This is a genomic window from Gryllotalpicola daejeonensis, assembly GCF_039538145.1.
Taxonomy (GTDB): domain Bacteria; phylum Actinomycetota; class Actinomycetes; order Actinomycetales; family Microbacteriaceae; genus Gryllotalpicola; species Gryllotalpicola daejeonensis.
Genome location: NZ_BAABBV010000001.1, coordinates 1,736,060 through 1,749,812 on the forward strand (window position 1 = coordinate 1,736,060; position 13,753 = coordinate 1,749,812).

The 13,753-nt window shown below is 69.4% G+C and carries 8 protein-coding genes; 7 read left to right on the forward strand and 1 reads right to left on the reverse strand.

The features are described 5' to 3' along the window. Positions 1-37: 37 nt before the first annotated feature. Positions 38-1,258, reverse strand: a complete 1,221-nt coding sequence (locus ABD736_RS08620) for a multidrug effflux MFS transporter (protein ID WP_344791337.1) — start codon at positions 1,256-1,258, stop codon at positions 38-40. 115 nt (positions 1,259-1,373) lie between these two features. On the opposite strand from ABD736_RS08620, the gene ABD736_RS08625 reads away from it, so the two are divergent. From ABD736_RS08625 to ABD736_RS08655, 7 genes are all read left to right on the forward strand, one after another. Further along, positions 1,374-2,498 carry an acyltransferase family protein gene (locus tag ABD736_RS08625; protein ID WP_344791338.1) on the forward strand — a complete coding sequence of 375 codons (1,125 nt, stop codon included), beginning with the start codon at positions 1,374-1,376 and terminating at the stop codon, positions 2,496-2,498. Between the two features lie 10 nt (positions 2,499-2,508). After that, positions 2,509-3,843 (forward strand): DNA repair protein RadA, encoded by a 1,335-nt coding sequence (gene radA / locus ABD736_RS08630; protein ID WP_344791339.1) that lies wholly within the window; start codon positions 2,509-2,511, stop codon positions 3,841-3,843. Between the two features lie 77 nt (positions 3,844-3,920). Continuing rightward, positions 3,921-4,757 carry a PP2C family protein-serine/threonine phosphatase gene (locus ABD736_RS08635; RefSeq protein WP_344791340.1) on the forward strand — a complete coding sequence of 279 codons (837 nt, stop codon included), beginning with the start codon at positions 3,921-3,923 and terminating at the stop codon, positions 4,755-4,757. 9 nt (positions 4,758-4,766) lie between these two features. Continuing rightward, the gene (locus ABD736_RS08640) at positions 4,767-6,077 is read left to right on the forward strand and encodes an FHA domain-containing protein (protein ID WP_344791341.1); all 1,311 of its coding nucleotides are present in this window, start codon (positions 4,767-4,769) and stop codon (positions 6,075-6,077) included. Then, on the forward strand, positions 6,077-7,696 hold the full coding sequence (locus ABD736_RS08645; protein WP_344791343.1) for a serine/threonine-protein kinase: 1,620 nt from the start codon (positions 6,077-6,079) through the stop codon (positions 7,694-7,696). Before ABD736_RS08640 ends, ABD736_RS08645 begins: the two co-directional genes overlap by 1 nt. Then, positions 7,689-8,417 carry an FHA domain-containing protein gene (locus ABD736_RS08650; RefSeq protein WP_344791344.1) on the forward strand — a complete coding sequence of 243 codons (729 nt, stop codon included), beginning with the start codon at positions 7,689-7,691 and terminating at the stop codon, positions 8,415-8,417. Before ABD736_RS08645 ends, ABD736_RS08650 begins: the two co-directional genes overlap by 8 nt. Then, positions 8,410-13,749 (forward strand): Ig-like domain-containing protein, encoded by a 5,340-nt coding sequence (locus ABD736_RS08655; protein WP_344791345.1) that lies wholly within the window; start codon positions 8,410-8,412, stop codon positions 13,747-13,749. The genes ABD736_RS08650 and ABD736_RS08655 overlap by 8 nt, the downstream gene beginning before the upstream one ends. Positions 13,750-13,753 lie beyond the last annotated feature (4 nt).

Sequence of the window (13,753 nt, forward strand, 5' to 3'; positions counted from 1 at the left end):
GCCAGAAGAAATTCGGCGCACGATCGGGCGCCACGAGCTACGCGAAGGCCGCTTCACTCCGCGGGTCGCGCCGCACAGACATCCGCGCGGCAATGAACGCGGCGAGCGCGCACACGCCGCTCGCGGCCATCACGAGCGCGAACGGCACCGCCGTGTCGTCCCCGGCGAGGCCGCCGAGGGGCGAGATCGCGCCGCCGACGAGAGACATCACGCCGCCGATGAGCGAGCTGCCGGCCCCGGCTGCATCTGGTGCGTGCGCCATCGCGAGGGCGGTGGTGTTGCCCTGGATGAATCCGACAGAGAGCATCGCGACCCACAGCGGGAACACGATGAGCCACGTCGGCACGGGCGAGAGCACGATCGCCAGCAGCACGAGCGCGCAGCCCAACGCGGTCGGCACCGCGATGCGAACCATGCGGACGGGATGGACTCGGTGGCGCGCCAGTCGAGCAGACGCCGCGCCACCGAGCAGCAGTCCGCACGCATTGAGCGCGAAGAGCAGCCCGTACTGCCACGGCGCGAACCCCAGCACGCGCTGGTACACGAACGACGACGTTGAGATGTAGGCCATCATCAGCGCGAAGGTGAACGCGATGGTGGCGGTGTAGCCGAGGAACGCCGGGCGCGCGAGCAACGAGCCGAGGTGGCCGAAGCGCAGGCGCGCGGCGCGGCGCTCGGGCGGCAGGGATTCGGGGATGCTGGTGAGCAGCCCGATCAGCTGGATGACCGTGATCGCGAACACGATGCCGAGCACCCAGCGCCATGACACCCGCCCCGCGAGCAGACCGCCCACGACCGGCGCCACGATCGGCGCGGCCGCCGTGATCGTCTGCATGAGCGACAGCGCGCGGGCGGCGGGGAACCCCTGCAGCCGGTCCGCGATGATCGCACGGCTCATCACGATGCCCGCCGCTCCCGTCAGCGCCTGCAGGAAGCGCGCCCCGATCAGCACCTCGATGTTCGGTGCGAGCGCCGACAGAGCCGCGAACACGACCGTCGCGACCGCCCCGACGATCAGTGGCCGCCTGCGCCCGAAGCGGTCGGAGATCGGGCCCCACACCACCTGCCCGATGCCGAGCCCCACGAGGAACGCCGTGATGGTGAGCTGCACCTGCGTTGCGTCGGTGTGCAGCGACGTGAGCACTTGGGGGAACGACGGCAGATAGAAATCCATCGACAGCGGCGCGGTCGCCGCCAGCACCGAGAGCGCGGTGAGCAGGCGGAGACCGAGCCCGTCCTCTCGCGTCGCATCGCCCACCTCGGCAGGCTAGCGGGCCCCGATTGCCACGGCATAGCCACGTAACGTTTGGGTAACGCCCAGGCTGGGCACGTTGGCTGGACAGATGTCGACGGCGGTTGAAGAAGCGACACGGATGCCTGGCCAGGCGGCGCCCGCGCAGGCATCCGCGCCCCCTTCTGCGCCCGCGCCCGCCGCGTCGCCACACGCGCCGCGCCTGTCAACTCGGGCGCGGGCCGGGCTGGACGCGGCCCGGGCATGCAGCGCGGTCTACGTCGTGCTGCACCACGTGTCGACGGCGCTGCCGATGCCGGCCGCCATCACCTGGTCGCTGTCGTTCGCGCAGGAGGCCGTCATGGTGTTCTTCCTGCTGAGCGGCTTCGTGATCTTCGCCAACGAGGCCGATCGGGTGCACGAGCTGCGCGCCTTCTACCTGCGGCGAGCGCGGCGCATCTATCCGATCGTGCTGGTCGCGATGGGCGTCTCGACCGTGGTCTGGGCGCTCGGCGTCGCGCACCACACGCCGACCTGGCGCAGCGCGCTCGCGACGCTCTTCAGCGTCGACGACCTGAGCTCGAAGCCCGGCGTCGTCGGCGGCACCTACCTCGACAACGCGCCGCTGTGGTCCCTTTCTTATGAGCTCTTCTTCTATGCGGTCTTCCCGCTGGTGATGGTGCTCTGGCGCAGGCATCCCCAGCTCACCCGGCACCTGGTGGGCGCGGTCGCCGTCGCCGCGTACGCGAGCTTCCTCGCGCAGCCGAACCACTTCTCGCTCGTCACCGCGTATTTCGCCCTGTGGTGGGCGGGCGCCGCTGCGGCCAAGGCGCACCTCGACGGCGGCATCCACTTCCGCGCGCTGCGGATCGAAGCCGGGTGGCTCGCCCTGCTCACGGCCGTGGCGGTGGCGGGGGTCATCGCCGCCGGCTTCCGCGGCTCGACGCTCTATCCGTTCCTGATGGTGCGGCACTTCGGCATCACGCTCGCGCTGCTGCTTCTGCTCGCGACGCCGGTGCGCACGCTGCTGGGCTCGCTCGCCGCGCGGTCGGCCCGGGTGTGGGCGTGGGTGGCGTCGATCTCGTACGGCCTCTATGCCCTGCACTACCCCGTGCTCATTCAGCCGTGCCAGCGCTTCGGCTGGGTCGTATTCCTGCCGCTGCTGGCGCTGACCGTGGCGTTCGCGTGGGCCGTCGAGCGGCGCCTGATGCCGCTGATTCCGCGGCCGAGAGCGGGGCGGCGGCTGAATGTCGGTGCCCCCGCCTAGCGTTGGGGGCATGCCGAAAACCGCGACGTCATTCGCCTGCACCGACTGCGGCTGGTCGACCTCGAAGTGGGTCGGCCGGTGTGCGGAATGCGGTGAATGGAACACCGTCGTCGAAGCCGCCGCGCCGAGCGGCGTGCTGCGGGCCCTCAAGCCCCTCTCGATCGCCGGCGAGCGTCAGGCGCGCCCCATCGTCGAGATCCGGGCGGATGCCGCGAGCCATTGGCCGAGCGGAATCGTGGAGTTCGATCGGGTGCTCGGCGGTGGCATCGTGCCCGGGGCGGCGATCCTGCTGTCGGGCGAGCCGGGTGTCGGCAAGTCCACACTCCTGCTCGAGGTGGCGTCGAAGGCGGCGGCCGCGTACGACCGCGTGCTGTATGTCAGCGCGGAAGAGAGCGCGAGCCAGGTGCGGCTGCGCGCCGAGCGCACCGGGGCACTGCACGACAACCTCTACCTCGCGGCCGAGACCGAGCTCGGGGCGATCGTCGGGCAGATCGACGCAGTGAAGCCCGGGCTCGTCATCGTCGACTCCGTGCAGACCGTCGCCAGCGAGAACGTCGGCGGCCTCGCGGGCGGCCCCGCCCAGGTGCGCGAGGTGGCGGTGACACTGATCCGCGTCGCGAAAGAGCGGAACATCCCGATCCTGATCGTCGGCCACGTCACGAAAGAGGGGAACATCGCAGGTCCCCGGCTGCTCGAGCACCTCGTCGACGTGGTCTGCCAGTTCGAGGGCGACCGGCAGACGCCGCTGCGCTTCGTGCGCGCGCTCAAGAACCGCTTCGGCCCGACCGACGAGGTCGGCTGCTTCGAGATGACGGGCGACGGCATCGCCGAGGTGCCCGACCCGAGCGGGCTGTTCCTGTCGCGGTCCGTGATTCCGGTCTCGGGCACCTGCGTCACGATCGCGATGGAGGGCAGGCGGCCCCTGCCCGTCGAGGTGCAGGCGCTCGTCGTGCCGACCGAGTCGCCGAGCCCGCGGCGCATCACGAGCGGGGTCGACCCGGCGCGCGTCGCGATGCTGATCGCCGTGCTCGACCGCCGGGCGGGGCTCTCCGCCCTGCGCAAGAGCGACGTCTACGTCTCGACCGTGGGCGGGGTGCGCGTCACCGAGCCCGCCGCCGACCTCGCTATCGCGCTCGCGATCGCCAGCGCGACCAACGGGGGAACCGTCGCGAACGAGACGGCCGCGTTCGGCGAGATCAGTCTCGCGGGCGACATCCGCCCCGCTCCGGCGACCAAGCAGCGCACCAGCGAAGCCGGGCGGCTCGGGTTCTCAACCCTCATCGACGCGGATGCGCTGCACATCAGCTTCGCGCTGCCGAAGGGCATCACACCGGCTGCGGGCTGACCCCCACGGGGGTGACAACCATGGGGAGGACTCCCCACGTCGCCGTGACTCATGGGCAGGCTACGATTCGTAGAACCATGGGAGGGGAACGGATGGCGCAGTCGGTCGACGTCAGCGCGCACAGCGCGACGGGGCGAGTGCGCTCCATCAATGAGGACTCCTTCCTCGCGAGCGACCCCCTGTTCTTCGTCGCCGACGGCATGGGCGGCCACGCCTTCGGCGATCGGGCGAGCCAGTCAGCCGTCGCGGCGCTCGCCGAGCGTGTCGCCGCGGGCAGCGAGCCGACGCCCGACGATGTGCTCGAGGCCGTCGCCGACGCGAACGTCGCGGTGCGCTCGCTCTCGACGCACGGCGAGGTGGGCCTCGCCGTCGCGGGCACGACGCTCGCGGGCGTCGCCCGGGTTGTGACCGAGACCGGCCCGCACTGGATGGTCGTGAACATCGGCGACTCGCGCGTCTACAGCTGGGACGGGCGTTCGCTCACCCAGCTGACCGTCGACCACTCCGCCGTGCAAGAGCTCGTCGACCGCGGCGCCATCACGCAGGAGCAGGCCGCGCATCACCCCGAGCGCAATGTGATCACCCGCGCACTCGGCGCGGAGGACACGATCGAGCCCGACGTCTGGATCCTTCCGTACGACCAGGTGCGCACCTTCCTGATCTGCACCGACGGGCTCACGAAGCTGCTGACTTCCGAGATGATCAGCGGAATCCTCGCTGGCGAGGTCGTCTTCGGCGACGAGCCGGAGGGCACCGTGGCACACCAGCTCGTCACCGCGGCTGACGTCGCCGGTGGATATGACAACATCACCGCCATCGTGGTTGAATCTCACCCGAACGACGCTGGCGGAGACGCAGACCAGACGCACGAGCGGGGGCTCGGCGTGCTGGAAGAGACCAGGCCGAGGGGGTAAGGCGGCGTGTTGAGGGTCCACGCGACCGCACCCGGGGGGTGGCTGACGGTCGCGATTCCTGGCGCTGTGCTGCTGGTCGATCGGTCTTCCGCAGGCGCCGCCGGCGCTGAGGAGTTCCTGGCCGCCCTGCACTCGACCGACCCTGCGCCCGCCGTGCTCGATCTGCTGACTGCGGGCGGCTTCAGCGCAATGCCGAGCTTCGCCCTCGTCGAATACCGCGGCCAGAGCGCGCACTACTTCGTGCGCGGCGGCGTCGAGGTCGCGTTCTCCGGTCCGGGCGGTGCGCGCAGCGCCTCGGGCGCCGGCATCACGACGTGGAACGAACAGCTCATCTCGGGGGTCGACGGGTTCACCGTCGCCGCCGACGATGCCGCCGGCGGCGGCTCGGCGCTCCCGCTCGTGGACGGCGCGGTCTGGGCGAACCGGGTCGAGGTGGGTGCCGGGGATGCTTCGAGCTCGACTTCCTTGTCAGAGAAGAGTGTCGATACGCCCGGCTTCGCCCGGGCTACTCGACCAACGGAAACGAAAACTGCGGCTTCTGCGGCGGAAGAGACGATTCTTCCGAGCGAAGTGGATGAAGAGACCATTGCCGGGCCGCTGCCGGCGCTGGCATCCGCTGCTGCTCCTGCCCCTGTGCCCGCGCCGGCCACCGCACCGACGGCCGCGCCGCAGCTCCACGAGGACTCGCTGCCGGTGCCCGAGGGCACGACGGGCTACGACCACCTGTTCGGCATCACGCAGCTCAAGAGCGTCGAGGCGGCGGCGGTGCGCCCGCAGCCCGATGAGGAAGAGGCGGAGGATCAGGCATCCGCGCCCGCCCCTGCTTCGCCTGCGCAAGCCGGCGACGACGGCATCGGCGACCACGACGGGCTCACGATGATGTCGACCGACATCGCCGAGCTGCGGAAGAAGGCGGCGGCCGCGAGAGACGCGCAGCCGACGACCCAGGCGGCGCCCGCCGAGCCGCAGTTCCGCCTCACGCTTCCCGACGGCCGCAGCGAGCCGCTCGACCGCCCGGTGATCGTCGGCCGTAGCCCGAGCGCGAACAAGGTCTCCGGCAGCGAGTTGCCGCGCCTGGTCACCGTGGGCGGCACCGACCCCGACATCTCGCGCAGCCACGTGCGGTTCACGGTCGAGGGCGGCACGGTCGTGATCACCGACCTGCACTCGCGCAACGGCACGCTGATCTCGCTGCCCGGCCGCCCGCCGCAGAAGCTGCGCGAGGGCGAGCCGACCAGCGCGCTGTCGGGCACCGTCGTCGACCTCGGCGGCGGCGTGCGCCTCACGGTGACCGAGACGAGCCAGGCGGCGAGCAGCTGATGCGGCGCGCGGTCTCCACCCCGCCGGTGCTGCCGGGGTTCGAGTACGAGAAGCTTCTCGGCTCCGGGGGCTTCGCCGATGTCTTCCTCTACAAGCAGAATCTGCCGCGCCGCGACGTGGCAGTGAAGGTGCTGCTCACCGACGGTCTCGACGGGGCCGCGCGGCGGCAGTTCGTCGCCGAGGCGAACGTGATGGCGCAGCTGTCGACGCACCCTTATATCGTCACGATCTACCACGCAGACCTCGCCGAGGGATCGCGGCCGTACTTCGTCATGGAGTACTGCCCCGGGCCGAGCCTCGCCGAGCGCTACAAGGTGCGACCGCTTGAGGTGGCGGATGCTTTGCGCACCGGCATCCGCGTCGGAAGCGCCGTGGCCGCCGCGCACGCGCAGGGCATCCTGCACCGCGACATCAAGCCTGCGAACGTGCTCACCAACGGCTTCGGCTGGCCGGCGCTCACCGACTTCGGCATCGCCTCGACGCTCGAGGGCGACGTGCCCACGCACACCACCTCGCTCGCCGGTGGCGAAGGCACCGCGTCGGTCGGGCTCTCGGTGCCGTGGTCGCCGTCGGAGATGTTCCAGGACGACCCGGACCCCGACGTGCGCAGCGACGTGTTCTCACTCGCCGCGACGATCCACACCGTGCTCGCCGGCCGCACGCCGTTCGAGGTGCCCGGCAAGAGCAATGGAACGCTGGACATCATCGGGCGCATCGAACGCGGCGCGATCACTCCGATCGGGCGCGACGACGTGCCGCGCTCGCTCATCGCGGTGCTCAACAAGGCGATGTCGCCGCGGCGCGCCGACCGTTATGCCACCGCCGTCGACTTCGTGCGCGCCCTGCAGCGCGTCGAGCTCGAGCTCGGATATTCCCCAACCGGCATAGACCTGCCGAGCTTCGGCGCGGAGGCGCTTGGTCGGCCCGAGAACGACGGCGGCGACGAAACCCGCTTCCGCCCGATCGCGACCGTCGAGGCTCAGGCCGCAAAGGCCGCGCCGGGGCCGATCGGCGCCCCGCCCGCGGCGCCGGCCGCCGAGGAGCAGGCGACGCGGGTGCGCGGCATCACGCCGGTGATCCCGCAGGCGCCCGCTCCGGCCTCAGACCAGACGCACACGATGCTTCGGCCGCGCACGATCGGCGCACAGACCCCCGAGGCACCCGCGCCAGAGAGCGAGACGAGCGAGGGCGGTGCGACGCAGCATCCGGTCGCCCCCAAGCGCCGGGGGCTCGTCATCGGAATCGCGGCAGGCGTCGTCGCCGTGATCGCGGCGATGGTCATCATCGGCGTCATCGCCCGCCCACAACCCAAGCACCACAGCCCCAGCCCAGCCGCGACCGCGCAGGGCCCGCTCGTGCAGGTCGTTCCCGAGCCGAAGGCCGGTCCCGTCGTGCGCAGCGGCGGCACCGTGACCTTCAACTGGACGAACCCGTCACCGAAGAAGGGCGACCAGTACGTCTGGACGCTCAAGGCGACCAACCCCAGCGACGAGACGGTCTCATCGCCAAAGGCTGTCGTGACCGGCACGAACCCGGACGCGCAGGTGTGTATCGACGTGCGCATTCTGCGCGCGGGCCGCACCTCACCCAATCCACTCACGGAGTGCACCAGTGACTGAGGCAGAGACCCGCTTAACGAGCAGCCTCAAGGTCGAGTACATCGGCGAGTGGTACGAGGTCGGTGAGGGCGAGCCCTTCACGATCGGCCGCGAAGCCGACCTGTCGATCGACGACAACCCCTACCTGCACCGGCACTTCCTCACGCTGTATTCCGAGCACGGCATGTGGTGGATCGCGAACGTCGGCAACCTGCTCACGGCCACGGTGGCGGATTCGTCCGGGACGGTCCAGGCGTGGCTGGCGCCCGGCGCGCGGCTGCCCATCGTCTTCCAGAAGCTGCACGTGATGTTCAGCGCGGGCTCCACGACCTACGACTTCATGGTGCACAGCGAGGGCAACGTCTACGAGACGTCGTCGGTGCTGTCGCGCGAGGTCGGGTCGACGACGGTGCTGCCGGTGACACTCACGAGCAGCCAGAAGCTGCTCATCGTGGCACTGGCCGAGGGGGTCCTCACCGAGCGGATCGCGGGCCGTGGCTCGATTCCCACCTCAGCCGAGGCCGCCGAGCGCCTCGGCTGGAACCTGACCCGGTTCAACCGAAAGCTCGACAACGTGTGCGACAAGCTCGACAAGCTCGGCGTCGCCGGCCTGCGCGGCGGCCCAGGCAAGCTCGCGACCGGCCGCCGGGCGCGCCTCGTCGAGTACGCCGTCGCCACGCACCTCGTCGGACCCGAGGACCTGCCCCTGCTCGACGCGCCGCAGGAGTCCGACGGTGACTGAGAAGACCGGCGGCGGCATCCTTCAGGCGCTGTCGCGGCACCGCACGCTCGCGTCCGTGACGGCACTTGCGTTGGTCGCGGGTGTGCCGACCGCTGTCGCGGTGCTGCACAAGGGCTTCCCGGTCAGTGACGTGAAGCTCGACGCGGCCGACGTGTGGGTGACGAACGCCAGCAAACTGCTCGGCGGGCGCCTGAATCACCAGATCGGCGAACTGGATGCCTCCGTCAACGCCACCTCAGACGACCTCGACGTCCTCCAGAACGGCGCAGCCTACTTCCTGACGGACGCCTCGAAGGGGTCCGTGCAGAAGATCGATCCCGCCTACGTGAGCCTGACCGACCAGATCACCATCCCGGACGACTCCTGGGTCGGCTACGGCGGCAACACCCTCGCGATCCTCTCGCCCAAGGGCGAGCTGTGGTCCATCGACGCCAGCAACCAGCTCGCCTTCGACCCGACCAAGACCAAACCCGCGGCGAAGCTCGGCGCCGACGCCGCCGCGGTCGTCGACGCGAAGGGCGAGGTCTTCGGCGTCTCGGCGGCGAACAACGCGCTGTACACGGTCGTCCACCCGGGCGCGACGGTTCAGAAGAGCAAGCTGCCGGTCGACGGCGACCCGCAGATCACCGCAGTCGGCACCACGCCCGTCGTACTCGACAAGGGCGGCTCCCGGCTGCGCACCCCGGACAAGACGCTGAAGCTGCCGGCTGCCGGTCTTCGGCTTCAGCAGCCCAGCGCCTCGAGCGGGAACGTGCTGGTCGCAGCATCCGATCACCTGTTCCGCATCCCACTCGACGGGGGCGACGCGACCTCGATCGCCGCGGGCGGCACGACGCCGTCGGCCGTGTCGAACGCCGACGTGTCGGCGCCCGTGCAGCTGAAGGGCTGCGACTACGCGGCGTGGGCCGCGAGCGGGCGGTACCTGTATGCCTGCGAGGGCGCAGCGCCGGTGTCGCAGCAGATCGACCAGCCGGTCAGCGGCGACGACCTGCGCTTCCGCGTGAACCGCAACGTCATCGCGCTGAACAACGTGCAGAGCGGCGACGCCTGGATCGTCTCGCAGAACATGAAGCTCGTGCGCAACTGGGAGATGCTCGAGCCCAGCAAGACGCAGAAGAAGCAGTCCGACAAGGGCGAGGACGAGCCCGTCGTGATCCCGTACCAGCAGATGATCGCGAAGCGCACCGACACCAATCACCGCCCCGAGCCGAAGGACGACTCGTTCGGCGTGCGCGCGGGCCGCACCACAGTACTGCCGGTGCTCGACAACGACCAGGACCCCGACGGCGACGTCCTCACCGTCGAGAACTCGGTCTCCGTGTCGCCTGCCGCCGGCAAACTCGATGTCATCGACGGCGGCCGCGCGCTGCAGTTCACCCCAGCACCCGGGTCATCCGGTGCGTCGTTCCGCTACACCGTCACGGACGGGCGCACGGGCGGTGAGGCATCCGCCAACGTCCAGGTCGCTGTGCACGCGCCGAGCGACAACGGCGCACCCAAGGTGAACCGCACGAGCTCGGTCGACGTCGAGGTCGGGCAGACGATCAGCTACAACGTGTTGCAGGACTGGATCGACCCCGACGGCGACAGCATCTTCCTGCAGAGCGCGACCGCGACGAGCCAGGATGACGTCTCGTTCACGCCCGACGGCGACATCCAGTTCACCAACACCTCGAACCAGGTCGGCACCAAGACGGTGCAGTTCACCGTGTCTGACGGCCTGCTGAAGACCGCCGGCACCCTCGAGGTGAACGTCAAGGCCAAGGGAACGCTGCCGCAGGTGGCGGTGCCCGACTTCGCGCAGGTGACTCTTGGCCGGCAGGCCACCGTCGATCCGCTGAAGAACGATACGTCGCCATCTGGCGACCAGCTCGTGCTCGACGACGCGGCGTCGACGGACCCCGGGGTCACCGTGCACGTCAACCGGGACCAGGGCACCCTCTCGGTGACCGGCACGACGACGGGCACTTACTACCTGAAGTACACGCTCGGTGCAGGCGACAGGAAGCCGGTCGACGGCCTCATCCGCATCGATGTGATCGACCCGGTCGCGAAGTCCGCCGCGCCGCTGGCGGTGAATGACGTCGCGTATGTGCACCCTGGGCAGACGACGAGCGTGACGCCGCTCGACAACGACGTGTCACCGTCCGGGCGGGTGCTGGCGGTGCAGCAGGTGACGGGCGGTGCGGATGCCGGCGCGCTGAACCTTCAGCTGCTGGACAACACGCTCGTCAAGATCACCTCGCCGGGCGTGCTCGAGAAGCAGGTGCAGCTGAAATACACCGTCAGTGACGGCCTCAAATCCGCCGACGGCACCATCACCGTGGTCCCGGTCGCGCCGCTGGTGAACTACCAGCCGCCCGTCGCCGTGACGGACTCCGTCAACGTGCGCGCGGGCGATATCGCCACGGTGAACGTGCTCGACAACGACTACTCGCCCGACGACCAGCCGTTCACCCTCGACCCTGTCCTGAAGTCGACCGCCCGCGCCGGCGGCACCGCCTTCGTCAGCGGCTCGACCGTGCGCTACCAGGCACCGTCGAAGGCCGGCTCGTACAGCGCCACGTACTCGATCACCGACGAGCACCGGCAGACCGTCACGGGCGAGGTCATCTTCAACGTGCTGCCCTCGGGGACCGACCGGGCGCCCGAACCGCAGACCGTCACGGGCCGGGTCTTCGCCGGAAGCACCGTGCCGATCACGATCCCCCTGAACGGCATCGACCCCGACGGCGACTCGGTGTTCTTCGACGGCATCACCGACAAGCCGACGCTCGGCAGCGTCTCGGGCACCAACGCGACCGGATTCGTGTTCCGCGCGGCCGATTCGGCTGCGGGCACCGAAGAGCTGCACTATCAGGTCGAAGACACCGCGAAGAAGACGGCCACCGGGTTGATCCGCATCGCGGTGATCCCCCGCCCGACGTCGCTGCAGCCGCCGACCGCCGTCAACGACAAGGTCGAGGTGCGGCCAGGAAAGACCGGCTCCGTGCAGGTCCTCGGCAACGACTCCGACCCCAACGGGTATCCGATCACGCTCGAGAAGAAGCTCGACCAGGTCGACTCCGAACTCAGCGAGGTGAAGACCGACGGCTCGGCGGTGCTGTTCACCGCGCCGAAGAAGGAGGGCGTGTACAGCCTGCACTACACGATCACCAACGGTCACGGCGGCCACGCCAGCGCTTTCGTACAGGTGACCGTCTCCAAGACCGCGAAGCCGCGCTACCCGACCGCGATCGATCACTATGTCGCCGCCGAGGATGCCGGAAAGAAGACCTCTGTCGACGTCGACGCACTCAGCGGCGCGACGAACCCGTCGGGTGCCGTCGCCGACCTCACGGTCCAGACCACCGGTGCCAACGCGAAGCTCGGCAAGGTCGGCAAGAACGGCACGGTGACAGTCAGTGCTCAGGGCGAGCGCACGGTCATCGCCTATCAGGTGACCGACCCGGCGACGAAGCTCACGGGCAAGGCGTTCATCATCATTCCGCCGAAGAACATCAAGACGACACTGGCCCCCAACCAGAACCAGAACGCGGTCAGCCGCAAGACCAGCGACGCGCCGCGCATCAAGCCGGGCCTCGGCCAGCAGGTGGTCGCGATGAACGGCACCAAGACCTTCAGCTTCGGGCAGATCCTCGACGTGCCCTCTGGGCGTCCCGCGACGCTCTCCGGTGCGCCGAGCGTCGACCACGGCACCGTGCGCGGGTCTGGCACGTCATTCACCTTCACGCCGCCGAAAGACTTCCGCGGGCAGGCATCCATCTCATTCAATGTCGACGACGGCAAGGAAGACGGAGCGACCAGCGACCGCATCACGCGACTGACGCTGCCCGTCACCGTCGGCTCCAAGGACCAGTCCGACGTGCCCCCGACGTTCACGCCGCCCAAGGTGCAGATCGAGCCGGGCGAGGACGCCAGGAAGGTCGACCTGCGCGCGGCGAGCTACCACCCCAACCAGGACATCCTGAACAAACTGCAGTACGTCGACCTGGAGAGCTCGACCGTCAACGGCCTGACCGCGACGCTCAGCGGCGCGACACTGTCGGTGAAGGCACCCGTCACCCAGAAGCCGAACACCACGGCGGTGTTCCACTTCGCGGTGAAGTCCGCCAACTTCTCGATTCCAGGCGAGGTCGACGTCACGGTGACGAGCTCGACCCGGCCGCTCGCCCAGCAGAAAAACCCGCCGCAGACGGCCGAGCTGCAGCGCGGCAACTCGACGACCCTCGACAACGCGGTGGGCGACACCTACTGGATCAACCCGTTCCCCGATACCCCCCTCGCGATCACCGACGCCACCGTGGCGAACTCGCCGACGGGCGTGACGGTCACGCACACGGCGAACTCGATCACGGTCGAGGCGTCGAGCGCGGCGAGCCCGGGCCAGGTCAGCATCCAGTACCACGTCGAAGACGCCACGAAGGACCCCGCGCGCACGGCGCAGGTCATCGGGCAGTTCAACGTCACGATCCATGACAAGCCGAGCCGGATGTCGGCCCCCAGCGGCGCCACGGCCGATGACCGCACGGCGACCATGACGATCAGCGCGCCGACCGACAACGGCAAGCCCATCGACAAGTACCAGTTCACCGCAGGAAGCAAGAAGTGGACGGTCGACGTGAACGGCACGCAGATCACCTCTGCGCGCCAGTGGACCCTCGGCGGCCTGAGCAACGGCACGAGCTACTCGTTCACTGTTCAGGCGCACAACGTCGACGGCTGGTCAGACCCGTCGCCGGCGTCGGCCACCGTCACCCCCTACGGCACGCCCGCCGCGCCGCAGAATCTGAGCCTGATCGAGCAGGACAACGTCGCCCCGACGAAATACAACCTGTCGTGGAGCAGAGTGACCGACATCGAGGGCAAGTCGATCCACTATGAGTGGAGCTTCGATGGCGGCGATTGGGTCAGCACGACGGCGACGAGCGCGACGAGCCCGAAGGCCCAAGCCGGCACCCACAGCTTCCGGGTGCGCGCGGTCAATGACGCCGGCAAGACCTCAGCGATCTCGAAATCGGGCACCGCGACCCTGCCTGCGCCGCAGGTTTCCGTGACACTGTCGAAGGGCGCCTCGGCCGCCAGCGCGGACGGCTGTAGCACGGGGAATTGCTCCTATTACCACTTGGTCATCAAGAACTACGTCAAGGGCACCTACCCCATCGTCCTGTACTGCAACGGCAGCGTGCTGTCGTCGTCGCACACGATGAAAGTGGGCAAGAACGGCTCTGGCACCTGGGACAGCCAAAACGACGGCGGCGCGTTCTGCGGCTTCGACGACACCCATGCCGAGGTCAACAAAATCGACAGCAACCACATGAGCTTCAGGTGATGGC

Coding starts and splice junctions, on each gene's coding strand:
- ABD736_RS08625 (WP_344791338.1), top strand. CDS start 1,374: ATGCCTGGCCAGGCGGCGCCCGCGCAGGCATCCGCGCCCCCTTCTGCG.
- radA (WP_344791339.1), top strand. CDS start 2,509: ATGCCGAAAACCGCGACGTCATTCGCCTGCACCGACTGCGGCTGGTCG.
- ABD736_RS08635 (WP_344791340.1), top strand. CDS start 3,921: ATGGGAGGGGAACGGATGGCGCAGTCGGTCGACGTCAGCGCGCACAGC.
- ABD736_RS08645 (WP_344791343.1), top strand. CDS start 6,077: ATGCGGCGCGCGGTCTCCACCCCGCCGGTGCTGCCGGGGTTCGAGTAC.